Raw genomic sequence first — 17,509 nt, 5'->3', positions numbered from 1 at the left:
ACGCGGATTTTTGGGATTAAAACATAAAAATCCGTGTAAATCCGCGCAATCTGTGGCAAAAAATTAACGGCTGAATATGCCGCGCTTTTCGTAAGATGTGGTGACGATGCGATGCAGATCGCGCACATAATTATTTAGCCCGGTGGCAAAAGAATCTAGCTGGTCAGCAATGATGCGAATGGCGAGATCGTGGCGACCAACGGCCGTTAACTGAGCCACATGCGGCCGAAAATCACGCACCGTCACGTGGATCACCCCGTCGGCATCGGTCAGTACGCCCCAAGCCAACTCCTTCTTCTCATTATCATCTTTGGCTGTCATAAAGCGGGTAAGGCTGCTGCCGGGCGCAACTCGTCCCACGTTAGAAAAAACCTCCCGCCCTTTGATTAAATCGTTTAGTACATCAAATTGACCCGGAATTTTGTCCAGCAATCGCTGAACAGACACGGGCAGGTGAGCCAACAGGCGAATAGTGTCTACACTCATGCTTTCGCCCGTGCTGGCCCGAATTTTGGCTTGGTTAAGCACCTCACCAAAACCCGCCAGCATAGTCAGATATGATTTTTGCAGCTTCTCAAACTGGCCATATATGTGCTGCCGGTTGCGGGTCGCCCGTTCATAATTGCGTAGGGCAGCTAACACCCGCTGATGCTCACCTATCAAATCTAAATTCGCTAGCGGCACCTCGAAGGTCATGGGGTAAACACGGTCTCGCGGGTTCCGGCGGCTGGCATCCACGGGGATGAGGCTCACTGGATTGCTCCCCTGTGTTTGAATGGCCTTAAGCGCGGTTTTTGCGGCGGCTTGGGTACGGCCGTCTGCCAACAAAGCCTCTAATTGGGTTACCAACTCTGGCGCAGGACGGTACGCCAGGCCGTGAATGGTGCGGTACAGCACCAACAAATCGTTGACCGTCATCCGCAGCAAATCATTCCGCTGCTTAAACAATTCCCGTAGCTGCAAAATTGCTTCCAGGTTGATGGCATTGGTTTCGGCGCTCACCTCTTGGGCGACGCGGGGAGCAACCCTCACCTTTTGCTGGTCACTGGCACGTGGGGCAAGCTGGGGGGCATACGGTCGTTGTGAGCGCCCCGTCACCGAAGGCAAATCATGCAGATAAACCGCCCAGGAGAGAGCCTCATTGGTCATAATTTCGGCCATCGCCGCCCCCCAGATGCCGTCAAAAAAGATGTGTGACAGATCGAAAACGAACGTTTCACCCGTGTCAAAGATGGTTAGCGGCTGGTCGCCAATGGCCCGCTCTGCCTGGCGCAAGGTAGCCAGCGGCTGGTGGCGCGACTGCTGATCCGCATTGATCCAGATGGGAGCCAGCCGCAGGCTGGTTAATTCTTGCCGCAACCCTTCGCCAATTTGTTTCATAATCTCAGGGAAAGCAGCCCGCTTCGTTCGTGCCAGTTCTGTGAGCTGAGCAGGGGCCGCATCTACGGCGCGGTGCATCAGGCCAGAAATGAAACTGCGCATGGTACCAACATCTTGGGGACAGCCGTTTTTATCGGCACAGGCGGGCAGCAAATAGTAGCGACCCTGATAAATGATGCCAATCTGCATCTGCTCAATCGAAATTGGCTTCCGCTCCTCGCCATAAAGCGATGGTTGCAGATAAGCGCGTATACTCATCTGCCGCTGGTAAGCAGGCAACGCTTCGGCTTCGGCAGCCGCTATTTTCTGCTGCCAAGCAGTTTTGGCTTCAGACGGTAGCTCGTTAAGTGCATCGGCCAAGAAAGTATCAAATTTGCGGCGACGGTAGGCAGGATAATCTTCCTGCGGCTGCACATCGGCGGCACGGCCGTACGGCCGTCTTTGTTCCCAGCGATGGTACAGTTCCGCAAATTGGGCGTGATTGGGTAGATCGGCCGTTACTTCTTGCAGTGCAGTGGTGAAGACGCGCTCCCGCCATTCGTTTTCTAGCAAACCGTAATATTGGTGCAAGGTGTAAACGGCCGTCATCGCCAACGCTGTCACGCGATCGACAGGGGAAAGCTGGATATTGTGCTGGCGGAGGGCGGTATCGAAGCCATGCGTTTCACAAGCATGGCGGGCGGTATCGTCCCGCAGGGCATAATCCACATAAAATTGCCAGATACCTTCCGGGAACGAGGCATCCACCTCTTTGCCAGCCAGCTTAAGCAAATTTTGGTACGCCCATAAAACGGCCGCAGGCCCCGCGAAAAACGTTCCGTACACCGCCTTATCCAACAATGCCTGATCGACTCCTTTGAAAAGTAGATGAATGTCACGCCGCACAGTGGACGCAGGGGGTTTACGATGGGGCAGCCGCAGCAGGCCATTGAGAATAACGCTGGGAACGTTGCCAGCGGGTGCATATTTAGCAATCGCTGCTACCAGCTTATCAATTTCGGGCAAAGACAAGGACGACAATTCATGTACCTTCCGTGTGTGGGCAATCTTTTTCAGAGTATGGAGGGTGGCTTGGGTGGCGTCAATGGCTCGTTTACGGTCGTCCACAAGACGTTGCCTTTGCGTATGCTTGAATTAATGAACTACAGTTGGTGCGCGCTTATTATGCCGAATTTGGTGCAACCTGTAAACCTTCTTGAAACAGCTTTTACAGTTAAGGTTTGCCAAATTATACGGCAATGCCGTATAATTTCATTATGGTATTCATCGAAACATCAACATTTACCAAACTTATCAGCAAATATTTATCAGATGATGAATTTCTCGGTTTGCAAAAATTTCTTTTACACCATCCTGATGCTGGAGCAATTATCAAAGGAACAGGAGGCGTAAGAAAGTTACGCTGGGCAATCCGAGGCAAAGGTAAAAGTGGGGGCATTCGGGTTATTTATTATTGGCAGGTTTCCGAAAGTGAAATTTGGCTTTTAACTGTTTATGGTAAAAGTGAGCGGGATACCATTCCAGCTCACGTCCTAAAAGCAATTGCGGAAGAAATTAAAAATGGATGAACGAAATATTGGACTGGAAATTTTAGAAGGTATTCGTGAAATTAAGGCATTTAAGGCCGGGCAAGGGCAATTAAAAAAGCGTAAACTGTCTGACCCTTCATTGCCAAAAGATATTCGGCAAAAATTGGGGCTTTCACAAGCTGCTTTTGCTGGGTTGATGGGCGTTAGTCTGCGTACAATTCAGGATTGGGAGCAAGGACGGCGCGTGCCAAGCGGGCCAGCTAAATCTTTACTACGCATCGCAGAACAGCATCCTTCTGTCTTTTTGGACATTGCTTAAATTAGCGGCGTACGTTGCGCCACACGGCCGTTTCCCCCCAAGGATCGTAGGCAGTAGTCCCTTCGACGTTGCTCAGGGCGGACGTTCTCACCTTTTTGCCCCCGCCTCGCAGCAGCTCGAAAACGGCCGCACCCAGCCAGCCATCTTCATCCAGCACATCTGGCCGCCAATCAGGGAAGATTTCTTGTAAATAGCTGGTGCTGGTGTGGCCACTGCAGAAGGTTGGCTCTTGCAGGATGGCCAGCAAGTAGGGAATGTTGGTCGTTACACCCAGCACCACTGTTTGCTGCAAGGCACGAATCATTTTGCCGATCGCTTCTTCGCGATTGTGGCCCCAGGTAATAATTTTGGCCAGCATCGGATCATAGTAAGGTGAAACGGCCGTTCCCGATTCAATCCCATCATCTACGCGAATACCAGGGCCAGACGGCCGTTCATACCGCGCAATCTCCCCAATTGAAGGCAAAAAGTTGTTGGCTGGGTCTTCGGCATACACACGGCATTCGATGGCGTGGCCGCGCTGCTGAATATCTTCCTGCCTGAACGGCAGCGGCTCATCATTGGCTATACGAATTTGCCAGACAGCAATGTCAATCCCCGTGACCAATTCCGTGATAGGATGCTCTACCTGAAGGCGGGTGTTCATCTCTAGGAAGTAAAAACCACCCTTTTCGTCAACGATGAACTCTACAGTGCCTGCGCTGCTGTAATTGACTGCTTTGGCCAAGGAAACGGCCGCAGCCGCCATGCGCTGCCGCAAATCATCATCCTGAATCACAGGGGCAGGCGTCTCCTCGATGATTTTTTGGTGCCGCCGCTGGATGCTGCACTCCCGCTCAAACAGGTGCAGCACATTGCCGTACTGGTCGCCCAGCACCTGAATTTCGACGTGATGAATTTGGGTGAAATACTTTTCGACTAGCACGTGATCATCGCCAAAGGAGTTTTGGGCCTCCCCTCGTGCCGCCTGCACGGCGTCTGCAAATTGGTCGGCAGACCAGACGACACGCATTCCCTTGCCCCCACCCCCCGCACTTGCTTTGATGAGGATGGGAAACTCGATGTGGGCAACGGCCGTTTGCAATTCTGCCGCACTCATCCTTGCACCATCCACACCAGGCACAATGGGCACTCCCGCCTGCTCGGCAATCTCGCGGGATTTGGCTTTGCTGCCCATTAATTCAATCGCCTCTGGGCTGGGACCGATGAAGACGATACCGCGCTCGGCGCAGGCTGTGGCAAAAGTGGCGTTTTCGCTTAGAAAACCGTAACCGGGATGGATCGCTTCAGCACCGCAAGCTGTGGCAATGTCCAGGACGGCCGTTTGGTTTAAATAAGTATCGGTGGCACTCACCCCTGGCAGATTGTATCGTTCATCAGCTAGCCGTACCCAGGGAGCCTCCGCGTCGGCATCTGAGTAGATGGCAACGGCCGTAATCCCCAGTTCATGGCAAGCCAAAATCAGCCGCCGCGCAATTTCCCCTCGATTTGCAATTAACACTTTCCGAAACATAAATTTTCTTTTGATAAGCCACAGAGGATACAGAGTTTTAAGAGATAGAAACTAAATCATCTGATTCTCATGCAGCAAAAACTCCCGCAGATATTTAGTAGCTGCACAACTCTACCATAAACCCGCGGGAGCCAAAACTGACTTACCAAATCACCGATTGCTGAACACCGACCTACGGCCAACCAACCTCCACAGCATGGCACATGCCGCGTGCCACCCAGCCATACTCCGTGCCCGGTGCCGGGTTGTAAATGGACATGGTTACGTTCGGTGAGCCATCCGTCGGGTGGAAAATAACGCGAACATGCACGGCATCAAAGGAAATCTCCAGGTTGCGAATCCAGCCACTATCTTGCCAACCGGCTTGAGCAGACCAACTTGCCAGAGAACGGCCGCCTACCTCCCGCACTTCATAGGTTCCTGCTTGAGCCACATCGCCGCTCACCTCAAAATTAATGCGCAAACACGCCAATTGAGGGTTTGGCGGGGGTGTGGGGGTGCTGTTAGGAACGGCCGTTGCCGTCACAATCGGCGTGGGGGTAGAGGTAACTGCAACGGGGGCATCTGGCTTCTGGGGAATCGTCTCAACCATGTCGCCAGCCCCCTGAACCCGCTGTTGTGGCAAAGCCATCACAAATAACAACGCCAAAAAAGCAATAATTGGCGGAACGTATTTCATCTCTTTACTCCTATAAATAACAGTTTTTATAAATTGAACACTGTTTCTCAATGTAGAAGCAATTTGTCACGATCCATCTCGCATAATATTAGCGAGCCTGATCTTGCAGCCACTCAGTCGCAAAATCGACGGCTGTTTTCTGGTGAAACAACCGACATTCAGCCAACCCTACCTTGCCAATCTGTACGGGATGCGTTTTCTCTAGCTCCGCACCTATTTCGGGGAAGCAATCGTCATCGTAATCCAAATCATCGAACCATTGCCAAACGCGACGGCCGTTTAACCAGATAGGTGCGCCTTGCTTCACCACTTTACGAATGTTGGCACGAACTTCGGACAAATGGAACGAGGTGTTGTTACCGTACCCCACGCCCAACAGCAACACGTAACCGTCTAAATCGTACAGCCGAGCCAGCGGTGAATCTTCCCCCATTCCCAACGAAAGTGCATGGTTTTCAATGACCGTGAGGGCATGCTGGCCCCACGCCGCAAACGAGTCATGGGGATGGCTGCTACGGTATACGCCGGGCCAGGTGCGGAATAACTCAGGAATTGCGCCCATCATGCGGGTAGGCGTCAGTTGCGGGTCATAAGCAGGCATCTCATCCCGAATAATTTGGTGCCACGCTTCAGGAACGGGCGGATTGCGCCAAGGTGCTGGGTCTGAATAGCCAGCGGTGTGGGTGGGCATAATCAAGGTACCTCGTTCCGTTAGCAGTTCCATCAATGCCTGAATCACCGTTACAGGCCCACCCGGCACAAATCCAATTTTGCTCATGCTAGAATGCACCAGCACAGTCATACCTGGTCGTAAACCAATTGCATGTAAATTTTCAATCAGGATTTTTTTTGTAAAGGGATGGGGTGATTTTTGAACAACGGCCGTTTCCGTCATTTTACGACTCCTGCCACCAAGGCTTGCGCTTTTCCAAAAAAGAACTCATCCCCTCTCGGCCCTCGGCGCTGTCGCGCAGGCTGGCGATCAGTTCCGATGTGTAGCCGCGCATTGCCGCTTTGGGCTGGTAAGCCACCTGGCGAATGAGTTCTTTGGCAGCAGCTTGGGCACCGGGGGCAGCTTGCAACAGTTGCTGGACACGTTCGGAGACGGCCGTATCCAACGCTGCTTCTGCCACTACGTGATTTACTAACCCAATTTGTTGTGCCTTGGCCGCATCAAACCGCTCTCCCGTCAAAAACAGTTCACGCGCATTGCCCACCCCAATCTTACCCACCACAAACGGTGAGATAACCGCAGGCACAATGCCCAGCCGCGTCTCGCTAAAGCCAAACTTGGCGCGATCTACCGCCACCACGATGTCGCAGCAGCTGACTAACCCCACACCGCCACCAATCGCCGCCCCATTGATCCGGCCAATCACCGGGCGTGGACATTGCTCAATCGCCAGCATCAGGTCAAAAATCCCTTCGCCATCCTGCACATTTTCGGCAAAAGTATAATCGGCCGCCGCCCGCATGAAGCCTAAATCGGCCCCCGCACAAAAGGAACGGCCGTTGCCAGTCAGCACCACTACTCGCACATCATCTTGGGAAGGGATTGTTTGGAATACGGCCGTTAGCTCCCCAATCATCGTCGGCGTCAGCGCATTATGCACCGCTGGCCTATCCAACGCCACCGTTAATACCCCATCATGCTGCCTTACCGTAATCTCACTCACAACACCCCCGACAATTAACAATTAACCGTTTACAATTCACCATTAACCATTACCAAACCGTCTTCATCGCCCCGCCATCCACAATCAACGTCTCCCCCGTAATGTAGCTGGCCGCCTCCGACAGCAAAAACGCCCCCGCCTTGCCAAACTCCTCAATCGTGCCGTACCGACCCCACGGAATTTGCGCTTCCTGCATCGCCTGCTGCTCCGCCACGCTACGCCCACTGCTTTTTGCTCCTATGGTATCCAGCGACTTCACCCGATCCGTCAAAATGCGCCCAGGCACCAAATTGTTCACTCGAATTTGCTCTGGAGCCAGCTCTCGTGACAAGCTCTTTAGCAAGCTCACCACCCCAGAGCGCATCACGTTAGACAGCAGCAAAATATCAATTGGCTCCTTCACCGAGGAGGAGGTAACGGCTAAAATCGAGCCACCGCCCCGCGCCCGCAGGTGAGGCAGTACGGCTCGAATCATCCGCACGCTGCTCATCATCGTTAGTTCAAAAGCAGCTTGCCAGGCGGCATCATCAAAATCGTCAAAACCTCCGGCTGGTGGGCCGCCTGCATTCACCACCAGCCCATCCACACCACCAAATTTGGCAACGGTTGTCTCGACCCAGTTGCTAATGGAAGCCGCATCCCGCGCATCAAGCACGCTACCCAGCGTTTCGGCTCCGGTTTCGCGGCGCAGGGTGTCGGCCGCCGCTAAAATGTCTGCCTCGGTGCGGCTGCCAATGGAAACGCGCGCGCCTTCCTGCGCCACGGCCTGGGCAATGCCAAAGCCCAGCCCCTTGCTGGCTGCCTCCACCATGATCACTTTGTTTTTTAGTCCAAGTTCCATGCTAAAGAAGTTCCATTTTTTGCCACAGAGAAAAAAGAGAAAAAAGAGAAAACCTCTAAAAACTCTGTGTTCTCTGTGGCTAATTTCTAATGAATTTGCACAGGGTCTTTGATAGCCCCTCGGTCAAACAGCGGTTTTTCGTACCCTTCGTCCCAACCCTCAGGGGTGCTGGTTTTTTGAATGCGAACGGCCGTGTTCTTGTAATCCGGTATTTTGGCTCGTTCATCCACCCGGTCTAGCGTCAGCAAATTGGCGGCCGCCTCAGCAAAGTGGAAAGGTACAAAAATCGTTTTGGGCAATGAGCGTTCTGTGACTAATAACCGTAAAGTAATTTCCCCACGTCTGGAAGCAACCGTCACCCAATCGCCAGTCTCTAGCCCCATCTCTTCCGCATCCTCCGGGTGCATCTCGCAGGTCGCCTCTGGGTACACATTTTCTAGCGAGGAACGCCCCGTCATCGTGCTGCCACTCCAATGGTAAAGCACGCGCCCGGTACTGAGATTAAACGGATAGTCTGCATCTGGCTGTTCCGAATCCGTGCCGTATTCCACTTCCCAGAACTTGCCCCGCCCTCGCGGAAAGCCATCGGCAAACAAAAATGGCGTACCGGGATGGTCGAAGCTGGGACACGGCCAATGAACGCCGCCCTCGCGCTCAAGCCGATCATAATCAATGCCCCAGAAGTCGGGCGTTAGCTGGCGCATCTCTTCCCAAATCTCGCTGGGATGGTTAAAGTCGAAGCCATTGCTCAGTTCCAGCCCCAGCCGCTGCTCAATGCGGCGACCCAAGTCACACAAAATGTCCCAATCTGCTCGTGAATTGCCTACGGGGGGAACGGCCGTGCGGCACCGCTGCACCCGCCTGTCTGTGTTTGTAAACGTGCCATCCTTCTCCGCAAAACTGGTGGCAGGCAAAATCACGTCCGCCATTTCGCCCGTCTCGTTGATGAAAATGTCCTGGCACACCATAAAGTCTAGCTGCTCCAGCGAATGGCGCGTGTGGTGCTGATTTGGCTCACTCATCATTGGGTTTTCACCCAGGACAAACATGCCCCGCACGGAACCATGCAACGCACCAGTCACCATCTCCGTGGCCGTCAGCCCTGGTTCCGGGTTTAGCTGTGTACCCCAAAACTGTTCAAACTTCGCCTTCGTTTCTGGATCAGCTACATTTTGGTACGCGGTAAAGACGTTGGGCAAGCCGCCGCTGTCGGAGCAGCCCTGCACGTTGTTCTGGCCCCGCAGCGGATTAACCCCCGTGCCAGCTTTGCCCACATGGCCACACATCATCGCCAAATTCACCAGCGACAGCGTGTTATCCGTGCCGTGGGTGCTTTGGCTAATGCCCATCCCCCAATAAATCGAGGCACGTTCTGCTTTGGCATAAATTCGGGCTGCTTGCCGAATATCATCGGCAGGCACGCCGCTTACCGTTTCTGCCCACTCTGGCGTAAATTCCTCCAGCGATTCTAAATAATCGTTAAAGCCCTCCGTTCGCTCGGCAATAAATTCCTCATCATACAACTTTTCTTTCACCACCACATGCGCCATCGCCTGGAAGACGGCCACATCCGTACCCGGATTTTGGCGCAGCCAGACGGTAGAAAAAGCGGTCATCTCAATGCGGCGCGGATCAACCACAATCAGCTTGGCGCCATTTTTACGCACCGCTTTCTTGAGGAAATTTGAAATCACGGGATGGGTTTCGGTCGTGTTGGAGCCCGTCACGATAAAGGCCTCCAAATTTTCCATTTCGGCAATGGAGTTTGACATGGCACTGGAGCCAATCGAAAGCTGTAAGCCCGTCACAGAGCCCGCGTGGCACAGCCGGGCACAGTGATCCACGTTGTTGGTGCGAATCAACGCCCGCATCACCTTTTGGAAGATGTAGTTGTCTTCATTAGTGGCTTTGGCACTGGCATAGCTGGCAATGGCGTCGCCGCCGCTTTCTTGAGCGATGCGAGCCAGATTGTCTGCCACATAGTCCAGGGCTTCATCCCAAGTGGCTTCCCGCCAAACAGGCTTGGCACTGCGCCCCTCGTCCCGATTAGCCCGGATGAGCGGCGTTTTTACCCGGCCGGGATGCTTGACATAATCCGTGCCAAATCGCCCCTTGACGCACAACATGCCGTAGTTGGGCGCGGCATCAAATGGGGCTTCGACTGCGTAAATGTAATCGTCTTTCACCTTCAGCTGCATTTGGCAACCTACACCGCAGTAAGGGCAGGTGGTTCGGACTGTTTTATCGGGTGTAATCATCAGAATGCCTCCATCTGTCATCGAATGAATTCGACGCCTAGCCAGGAAACCTGTTTAAACAGGTTTGAGCCATTAGACCTAAAATTCATTTTGAAGCAAGTGTTTTGGTCGATTGGATATGCTCAACCATGAGCGTGAGCATTTCATCATCGGTCGTCCACAGGCGGTGGGGCTTGCCAGCAGGCCAGCGCACCCGCTCACCCTCATAAATAGGCGATTGCTCTTTGCCGACGCTGGTAAAGCCGGAGCCGCCCAGGCAAATCACGTCAACGTCAAAGTCAGCGGGATGCTCATGGATGGTAGCGTTTTTATCAAAGCGTAACATTGCCAAAGCGAGATGCTCCAGCTTTAGCAAGGATTTAACATCTACGTTGATGCAGCCATCGTGGGTGAGTGGTGTCCAGGACGGCCGTTTCACGGGCAAAACTTCTAATGTCATGCTTGATACTCCGGGTGGTTGGCGATGAACTTATTAAGACCAGAAACGGCCGTATCCCTCACCTTCTTCTGCATCATGGGCGTCCAGCCAGCCAATGTGCCCGGCAACCCCAACGCCATCCGCATCCAGCGATAAAAGTCAAACTCGTCCGCGTGCCGGATTATTAACCCATCAGCAAAGTCAAAATTTGCCTCAATGCGATTATGCACCTTGCGCCCGGTGGAAAACGTGTAAATCGCTTCCCAATGTGCCTGACCACTGTTTTGCGTCGCCAGCACATCGCGGAAGGTGATCTGCAAATCCTCGCCCCGCTCGCACAGCATGTGCCACATCGCCATGGCCTGCTTGCCATGCAAATTACCAAACGCCGGGTCAGAAAAGTGAATATCGGGATGATAGCAAGCGTTCATGGCGGCGTAATCCCGCTGCTGAAAAGCGGTGTAAAAAGTGCGGATGAGTTGCTGATTCTCCTGACTCATTTCTTCTTTCTCTTTCGCTTGCGCCGCGTTTGCTCAAAAATGGAGTCTGGATCGGTTCCTTGCTCCAACAATGCCTGACGCTTTGGTTTGAGCGCGCCTGTGGGGCAAACACCCACACATTGGCCGCAAAAGACGCAGGTCGTGTCCATCATGCCGTTGCCGTTGAAGGTGCCAATTTGGGTTTCGTAGCCACGGCCGTCAAAGCTGAGGGCAAAGGCAAATTGGGCGTCGTCGGCGCAAACCTGCACACACCGCCAGCAGTTGATGCACTGGTTGTAATCCCGCAAATAAAATGGATTGTCGTCGTAAACGGGTGCTGTGCGCGGTGCGGCATCGGCAAACCGGAGCGGTTCTGCTTCGTAGCTATCCATCAAGTCGAGAATTTCTGGGGATTCGTCCACATTTACCGTTGAGGCCAACATTTCCAGAATAGTGCGCCGCCCCCGTTGCACGTCCTCGGAGTTAGTGACAATTTCCATGCCATCGGCGCAATCGGTCACGCAAGCGGCCAACTGCACCCGATGCCCGGCATCCACCGAGCAGATGCGGCATAAACCATTTGCCGTCAAGTGTGGATGGTAACAAATGACGGGAATCTCAATGCCGATTTGGGCGGCCGCATCTAAAATCGTTGCGCCTTTGGCAACGGTCACTTCTTGACCATCAATTGTCAACGTTACGGTATCACTCATACTGTTCTCCAAAATTTTCTTAAAATGCTCGTGTTAGAATTCTAATCAAGAGCAAAGTCATCATGGAAGCTATGAAATAAACAAATCCACCAACCACATAACCCAGGAATCCTTTCGCTTGAAATTCTTCACTAATCCTAAATCCTTCAAAGTCAAAGTGACTTAATGCCTTATTGGCAAGCCAACCAACCGCAAGCAATATTCCTAGCGGTATCCCTGCATAAACGAGGACTTCGAGAAAAAAGCTGCTTGCAGAAGCATCTATACTGGGTTCAAAGCGTTCAGAAAAGGGCATTGATAAACTACAAGCGGCTGTTGTCACAATACCACCCAGGAAGCCTTTCACAAACGGCCGATTTATCCAGCGTTGTTTCATCTGAGAATTTTCCATTGTTGAATCAGGTAGTTTTTTAGCTGTGGTCGGTGCCCTCACCGTGTCACTCAGCGGCTCGGTCAGGAGGCCAACCACAGCATTTCTATCGTTACGGTGTTTTTTCTTTTGCCGAGCGTTTCTTTAACAACTTAGCGCGTGGATTTTCGAGGCGAACGGCCGTTACCTTATACTCTGGTATCTTAGCCACCGGATCGAGCGCAAAATCTTGTGTCAGCATGTTGGCCGGGGCTTCACGCCAGTGGAACGCCAGGAAAATTGTCCCCGGCGGCACATCGGCACTAATCTGCGCTTTGGTACGCACCTCACCGCGACGGCTTTTGATGACCACCGCCTGATTATCCTCAAGCTGAATCGCCGCCGCATCTACCGCATTGATTTCCACATAGCCACGCGGCTCACGCCAATCCAGTGGGCCGCTGCGCCGCGTCTGCGTACCCGTGTGGTAATGATACAGCACTCGCCCCGTTGTCAAAATCAGCGGGTACTCATCGTCAGTTTGCTCGGCGGGGTCTTTGGCTTCGATCGCATGGAATTTACCCAAACCACGGGCAAATGTTTCGCGGTGCAAAATCGGCGTACCGGGATGATCTTCGCTGGGGCAAGGCCATTGCAAGCCAAAATCAGTCAATCTGTCATAACACATCCCAGCGTAAATCGGTGTGACCTGGGTAAGTTCGTCGAAGATGACGGCCGTATCGTCATACCGCCAATAATCTGGGTCACTTCGCTCAATACCCATCGCCGCATCAAAGTGGGCGGCAACTTCGGCCGTAATTTTCCAATCCGGCCATGCTTCACCGGGCGAGGGCAGGATGGGCTGGATGCGCTGCACGCGCCGCTCCGTGTTGGTAAAGGTGCCGTGCTTTTCCAGCGAGGAGGCCGCAGGCAGCAGCAGATGCGCCAACTGCCCCGTCTCGTTCAGGAAAATATCTTGCACCACCAAAAAGTCCAGTTTGCGAATGGCCGCCTCAACGTGGGTGGTATTCGGGTCAGACATCATCGGGTTTTCACCCATCACGTACATGGCCCGCACCTTGCCTTCATGCGCGGCGTGCATCGCTTCCACAATGGTAAGGCCAATTTCGCCCGGCAGCGACTCCACTTGCCACGATTTGGCAATGGCTTGCCGCTTGGCATCGTCGGTGACGGCCTGGTAGCCAGGGTAGACGTTGACCAAACAGCCCAGGTCACACGCGCCCTGCACGTTGGCCTGGCCGCGCAGCGGATTCACCCCGGTGGACGGCTTGCCCATCTGCCCGCACAGCATCGCCAGATTTGCCAGGGTCATCACCATGTCGGTGCCGTTGCTGCGCTGGGTGATGCCCATGGCGTAAAAAATACCGCTGTGGCCGCGTGGTGAGTTGTGTTTGGAACGGCCGTCTACCCGTTCACCCGTCGCATAAATCCGCGCCGCCGCCTCGATCTTCTCCACAGGAACCCCGGACTCCAATGAGGCCATCTCCGGCGTGTAGGCTCTTACCACCTCACGGAAATCTTCGTACCCTTCCGTCCGCGCCGCGATGAACGCTTCATCGGCCAACCCATCCCGGATGATGACGTGCATAATCGCCAGGAAGATGTAAATGTCTGTGCCGGGCTTGATTTGCAAGAACAGCGTGGCGTGATCCACCAGCGGAATGCGTCGCGGATCGACGATGATGAGATTGGCCCCGCCCTGCACCGCCCGTACCACTTCGTAGCTAATGACGGGATGGGATTCGGCCGTATTCGAGCCGGTAATAAAAATGCAGTCCGCATCCCGAATCTCTGCGATTGAGTTGGTCATTGCCCCACTTCCGAAGGCCTTCACGAGGCCTGCAACGGTTGAGCTGTGTCAGAGACGGGCGCAATGATCCAGGTTATTGGTGCCGATTCCGGCTCTCATAAACTTTTGGAAGATGTAGTTATCTTCATTGGTGCAGCGGGCTGAAGCCAAGCCCATAAAGGCATCCGAGCCATGCTCTTTGGCAGTTTCGGCAAACTTTTCGCCCACCAGTTTCAAAGCCGTCTCCCAATCAATCGGCACAAAGCTATCTTCAACCTTTGGCTTGCGGACGGCCAGCGGCGATTTGGTGGGCAGCTCCCACGGCTCATCGGTGAGACCCATCTCGTAGGCCAAATCGCGGCGCAGCATGGGGCTGGTGAGGCGGTCTTTGTGGGTGGCAAAGTCCCAGCCGTACCGTCCTTTGGTGCATAGCGTCTCGCCATTCACGGAGTTGCCAGACGCACCCTCGGCGTACAAAATGTCGCCATTTTTGCGGGCATAGCTGATCTGGCAACCCACGCCGCAGTAGCCGCAGGTGGTTTTAGCGCGATCCAGCTCCCACTCGCGCCCCTTGCCCATACGGGAGACGGGCATCAGTGCGGCCGTCGGACACATTTGTACGCAAGTCCCGCAAAAGACGCAGGAGGAGTCGAGCATGGGGCCATCGAACGGGGTAGCCACATGGCTGGTAAAGCCGCGCCCCACCACCTCGATGGCATTCACCCCAATTACTTCCCGACAAACGCGCTCGCAACGGCCGCATAAAATGCAGTATTGATGGTCACGAATGAAAAATGGATTGTCGTCCTGGTACAGCGTCCGGCCGATTTCAAACTCATGGCTCGTTTCGGTGACGCCGTACTGGTAGGCATAATCTTGCAGCGAACAGGCGCCCGCCTTGTCGCACGTCACGCAGTCCAGCGGATGTTCGGCCACAAAGAGATCAATCACATCGTGACGCAGGTCGGTAAGCTGGCTGCTCTGAGTGCGAATTTGCATCCCCTCTTCGCACTGCAAGCCGCAGCTGGCCACGGGCGCAGGCCAATCGTTCACCTCCACCATACACATGCGGCAGCCGCCAGACACCGACAGCTCTGGATGGTAGCAAAGATGGGGAATCTCAATGCCGTTGGCGTGCGCCGCCTCGATGACGGTGGTGCCAGATGGCACCGAAACCGCCTGACCATCTATCGTTAGCGTAATCATTTTTTTATTGCTCCGTCCCCCTCCCTAGCCCTCCCCCAATGGGGGAGGGGAAAAAGTACATATTTGGTCGCTCACAAACTCATGAATCACCAGACAACAGCGACTCGTATTCGTCTCGAAAAAACGTCATGGTGCTGAGTACCGGGTTCGGGGCAGATTTGCCTAGCCCACACAGGCTGGTCGTTTGCACGGTGCGGCACAGCCGCTCCAGGCTCTCTAAATCTTCGACAGACCCTTTGCCCGCAATCATTTTGTCTAGCTTGTTGCGAATTTGCACCGTGCCCACGCGGCAGGGCAAACATTTGCCGCAGCTTTCATCCACGCAAAAATCAATGAAGAAGCGAGCAAAATCGGGCATTTGGGTGCTGTCGTCAATAATCACCAGCCCGCCAGAGCCCATAATCGAACCGAGTTTGGTCAAATTCTCATAATCGACCGGGCTGTCCAGATGCTCTGCGGGAATGCAGCCACCGCTGGGGCCGCCGGTTTGGGCGGCTTTGAAGGAACGGCCGTTTGGCACACCGTCCCCCATCTCATACACAATCTCGCGCAGGGTGATCCCCATGGGCACCTCGATTAAGCCCGTGTTGCGTAGCTGCCCGGTGAGGGCAAACACTTTGGTGCCTTTGCTCTTTTCTGTGCCGATGGCAGCATACCAGTCAGCCCCTTTTTTGATGATGGAGGGGATATTTGCGGCCGTTTCCACATTGTTAATCACCGTCGGCACATTCCACAAACCGGATTGTGAGGGATAGGGCGGCCGAATGCGCGGAATGCCCCGCTGCCCTTCAATCGAATGAATCAGAGCCGTCTCTTCACCACAAACAAACGCACCCGCCCCGATGCGAACCTCCGGGAAGAAGTCAAAATCAGTGCCGAGGATGCCGCGCCCTACAATTTTGCGGCGGCGGGCAGACCGAATCGCTTTGTTGATGCGCTGAATAGCAACAGGGTACTCGCCCCGAATGTAAAGATACCCTTTGTTGGCACCAACGGCATAAGCACAAATGATCATCCCTTCCAACACGCGATGCGGGTCGGCCTCCATGATGGTGCGATCCATGTAAGCCCCGGGATCGCCCTCATCCCCGTTAATAATGACATATTTTTCCTCAGATTCGGTTTCGCGGGTCAGGTTCCATTTCACGCCCGTGGGGAAGCCAGCCCCGCCCCGCCCGCGCAGGCCGCTTTGTACAATCTCATTGCACACGTCTTCTGGCGACATTTTGCTTAAAATTTGCGCCAACGCCTGGTAGCCGCCATGAGCTAAATAATCGTCCAGGCTTTCGGGGTCAATCAGTCCGGTTTCGCTCAGCACCACGCGCACCTGCTTCGTGAAAAATGGCGAATCGAGGGGCAGCACATGACGCGCCAATCGCTCTGGCGTGGCGGCTTGCTGCTTACGCGAACGCAAATGGGGGAAGTCAGTCGGCCGAATTTCGTCGTCTGGCGCACCCTTTTTGTCTGTCGCCAGATGGTGACTGGCGATCTGTTTGGCAAGATCGGCCGTTACCTCTTCATAAAGGATCGGAGGCTCATCTTTGGCCTCGACGCGCACCAGTGGCCCACGGCTGCACAATCCCATACAGCCTGTACGCACAATTTCGGCCGTTTCCCCAGCCCCGTTTTGCTTACTGACGCCCTGCTCCAGCGTCATCTGAAGCAGATCGGCTCCGGCAGAGAGGCAGGCGGTGCTTTGGCAGCAAAAGATTCGCTTTTCAAAGCCAGCTTGCCGCTCTCTTTCCTTCTGTGCCAACGTTTCTAATTTGCTGTTGTTCATGATTGGCTCCCCACAGGTTGCTTTCTTTTGGACATGGCAACCATTTCCTCGATGCGGCGCAACATGCCCTGCGCGGTTTCTTTGCCCATCACTTTGCCATCCAGCACGGCCACGGGAGCCAAACCACAACTGCCAATGCAGCGAGCCGAGGTTAGACTCAGGAAACCATCTGGGGTGGTCTCGCCAGATTCAATCTCAAACGCTTCGGCAATGGTTTTTACAATTTGGTCGGAGCCTTTGACGTGGCAGGCAGTGCCGGTGCAAACGATGGCGTTGTGTTCGCCCAGCGGCTCAAAGGTGAACATATGGTAGAAGGTGGCCACACCGTACACGCGAATGAGGGGCAAATGGAGCTGCTGGGAAATGTAGATGAGTAAGTCTTCAGAAAGATAGCCAAATGTTTCCTGAGCAGCGTTAAGCACTTCTAGTAAGGCATCTTTTTCGTACTTGAACCGCTTCATGGTGAGGTCGATAGCGGCATACCGTTCGTCGCCGCTGGGATGGGGTGTGGTGGAGACGGGTGTCATTTTACCAAATCCTTTTCCTCTAGAATATATTC

At 54.0% G+C, this 17,509-nt stretch carries 16 protein-coding genes; 2 read left to right on the top strand and 14 right to left on the bottom strand.

What is annotated here, in order from left to right; translation table 11 throughout:
• Window positions 1–63: 63 nt before the first annotated feature.
• On the bottom strand, window positions 64–2,487 hold the full coding sequence (locus ACOQPU_RS25385; protein ID WP_420642624.1) for a hypothetical protein: 2,424 nt from the start codon (window positions 2,485–2,487) through the stop codon (window positions 64–66).
• A 149-nt stretch (window positions 2,488–2,636) separates the two neighbouring features.
• On the opposite strand from ACOQPU_RS25385, the gene ACOQPU_RS25380 reads away from it, so the two are divergent.
• Together ACOQPU_RS25380 and ACOQPU_RS25375 are read left to right on the top strand one after the other, a co-directional pair.
• Complete coding sequence (locus ACOQPU_RS25380; RefSeq protein WP_420642623.1) at window positions 2,637–2,948, top strand: transcriptional regulator; 312 nt, start codon at window positions 2,637–2,639, stop codon at window positions 2,946–2,948.
• Window positions 2,941–3,228 (top strand): helix-turn-helix domain-containing protein, encoded by a 288-nt coding sequence (locus ACOQPU_RS25375; RefSeq protein ID WP_420642622.1) that lies wholly within the window; start codon window positions 2,941–2,943, stop codon window positions 3,226–3,228. The genes ACOQPU_RS25380 and ACOQPU_RS25375 overlap by 8 nt, the downstream gene beginning before the upstream one ends.
• Before the next feature lies 1 nt (window position 3,229).
• Here ACOQPU_RS25375 and ACOQPU_RS25370 read toward each other — a convergent pair whose 3' ends face one another.
• The 13 genes from ACOQPU_RS25370 to hoxE all read right to left on the bottom strand — a co-directional run bounded on the left by ACOQPU_RS25370 (window position 3,230) and on the right by hoxE (window position 17,477).
• Entirely contained in the window at window positions 3,230–4,741 is a 1,512-nt protein-coding gene (locus ACOQPU_RS25370) for an acetyl-CoA carboxylase biotin carboxylase subunit (RefSeq protein ID WP_420642621.1), read from the bottom strand.
• Between the two features lie 172 nt (window positions 4,742–4,913).
• Window positions 4,914–5,420, bottom strand: coding sequence for a hypothetical protein (locus ACOQPU_RS25365; protein WP_420642620.1), 507 nt, complete (start codon window positions 5,418–5,420; stop codon window positions 4,914–4,916).
• 88 nt (window positions 5,421–5,508) lie between these two features.
• Window positions 5,509–6,315: an aminoglycoside N(3)-acetyltransferase gene (locus ACOQPU_RS25360; RefSeq protein WP_420642619.1), complete on the bottom strand. Its 807-nt coding sequence runs from the start codon at window positions 6,313–6,315 to the stop codon at window positions 5,509–5,511.
• A 1-nt stretch (window position 6,316) separates the two neighbouring features.
• Complete coding sequence (locus tag ACOQPU_RS25355; RefSeq protein WP_420642618.1) at window positions 6,317–7,096, bottom strand: enoyl-CoA hydratase-related protein; 780 nt, start codon at window positions 7,094–7,096, stop codon at window positions 6,317–6,319.
• Window positions 7,097–7,145: 49 nt separating this feature from the next.
• Window positions 7,146–7,937: an SDR family oxidoreductase gene (locus tag ACOQPU_RS25350; protein WP_420642617.1), complete on the bottom strand. Its 792-nt coding sequence runs from the start codon at window positions 7,935–7,937 to the stop codon at window positions 7,146–7,148.
• A gap of 86 nt (window positions 7,938–8,023) precedes the next feature.
• Window positions 8,024–10,195 (bottom strand): formate dehydrogenase subunit alpha, encoded by a 2,172-nt coding sequence (gene fdhF, locus ACOQPU_RS25345; protein WP_420642616.1) that lies wholly within the window; start codon window positions 10,193–10,195, stop codon window positions 8,024–8,026.
• An 85-nt stretch (window positions 10,196–10,280) separates the two neighbouring features.
• The gene (locus ACOQPU_RS25340; RefSeq protein ID WP_420642615.1) at window positions 10,281–10,634 is read right to left on the bottom strand and encodes a hypothetical protein; all 354 of its coding nucleotides are present in this window, start codon (window positions 10,632–10,634) and stop codon (window positions 10,281–10,283) included.
• Window positions 10,631–11,113: a nuclear transport factor 2 family protein gene (locus ACOQPU_RS25335; RefSeq protein ID WP_420642614.1), complete on the bottom strand. Its 483-nt coding sequence runs from the start codon at window positions 11,111–11,113 to the stop codon at window positions 10,631–10,633. Before ACOQPU_RS25335 ends, ACOQPU_RS25340 begins: the two co-directional genes overlap by 4 nt.
• A complete protein-coding gene (locus ACOQPU_RS25330; RefSeq protein WP_420642613.1) occupies window positions 11,110–11,805 on the bottom strand; it encodes a 2Fe-2S iron-sulfur cluster-binding protein in 696 nt (231 codons plus the stop codon). Before ACOQPU_RS25330 ends, ACOQPU_RS25335 begins: the two co-directional genes overlap by 4 nt.
• Window positions 11,806–11,824: 19 nt before the next feature.
• Window positions 11,825–12,181, bottom strand: coding sequence for a hypothetical protein (locus tag ACOQPU_RS25325; RefSeq protein WP_420642612.1), 357 nt, complete (start codon window positions 12,179–12,181; stop codon window positions 11,825–11,827).
• Between the two features lie 106 nt (window positions 12,182–12,287).
• Window positions 12,288–15,170, bottom strand: coding sequence for a formate dehydrogenase subunit alpha (gene fdhF, locus ACOQPU_RS25320; protein ID WP_420642611.1), 2,883 nt, complete (start codon window positions 15,168–15,170; stop codon window positions 12,288–12,290).
• 79 nt (window positions 15,171–15,249) lie between these two features.
• The gene (locus tag ACOQPU_RS25315; RefSeq protein WP_420642610.1) at window positions 15,250–16,950 is read right to left on the bottom strand and encodes an NADH-ubiquinone oxidoreductase-F iron-sulfur binding region domain-containing protein; all 1,701 of its coding nucleotides are present in this window, start codon (window positions 16,948–16,950) and stop codon (window positions 15,250–15,252) included.
• The gene (gene hoxE, locus ACOQPU_RS25310) at window positions 16,947–17,477 is read right to left on the bottom strand and encodes a bidirectional hydrogenase complex protein HoxE (RefSeq protein ID WP_420642609.1); all 531 of its coding nucleotides are present in this window, start codon (window positions 17,475–17,477) and stop codon (window positions 16,947–16,949) included. The genes ACOQPU_RS25315 and hoxE overlap by 4 nt, the downstream gene beginning before the upstream one ends.
• Window positions 17,478–17,509: the final 32 nt, after the last annotated feature.

The organism is Candidatus Leptofilum sp. (assembly GCF_965223285.1).
Lineage (GTDB): Bacteria > Chloroflexota > Anaerolineae > Promineifilales > Promineifilaceae > Leptofilum.
The sequence above is the reverse complement of the archived record's forward strand: the minus strand, read 5'-3'. Positions and strand labels throughout refer to the sequence as shown.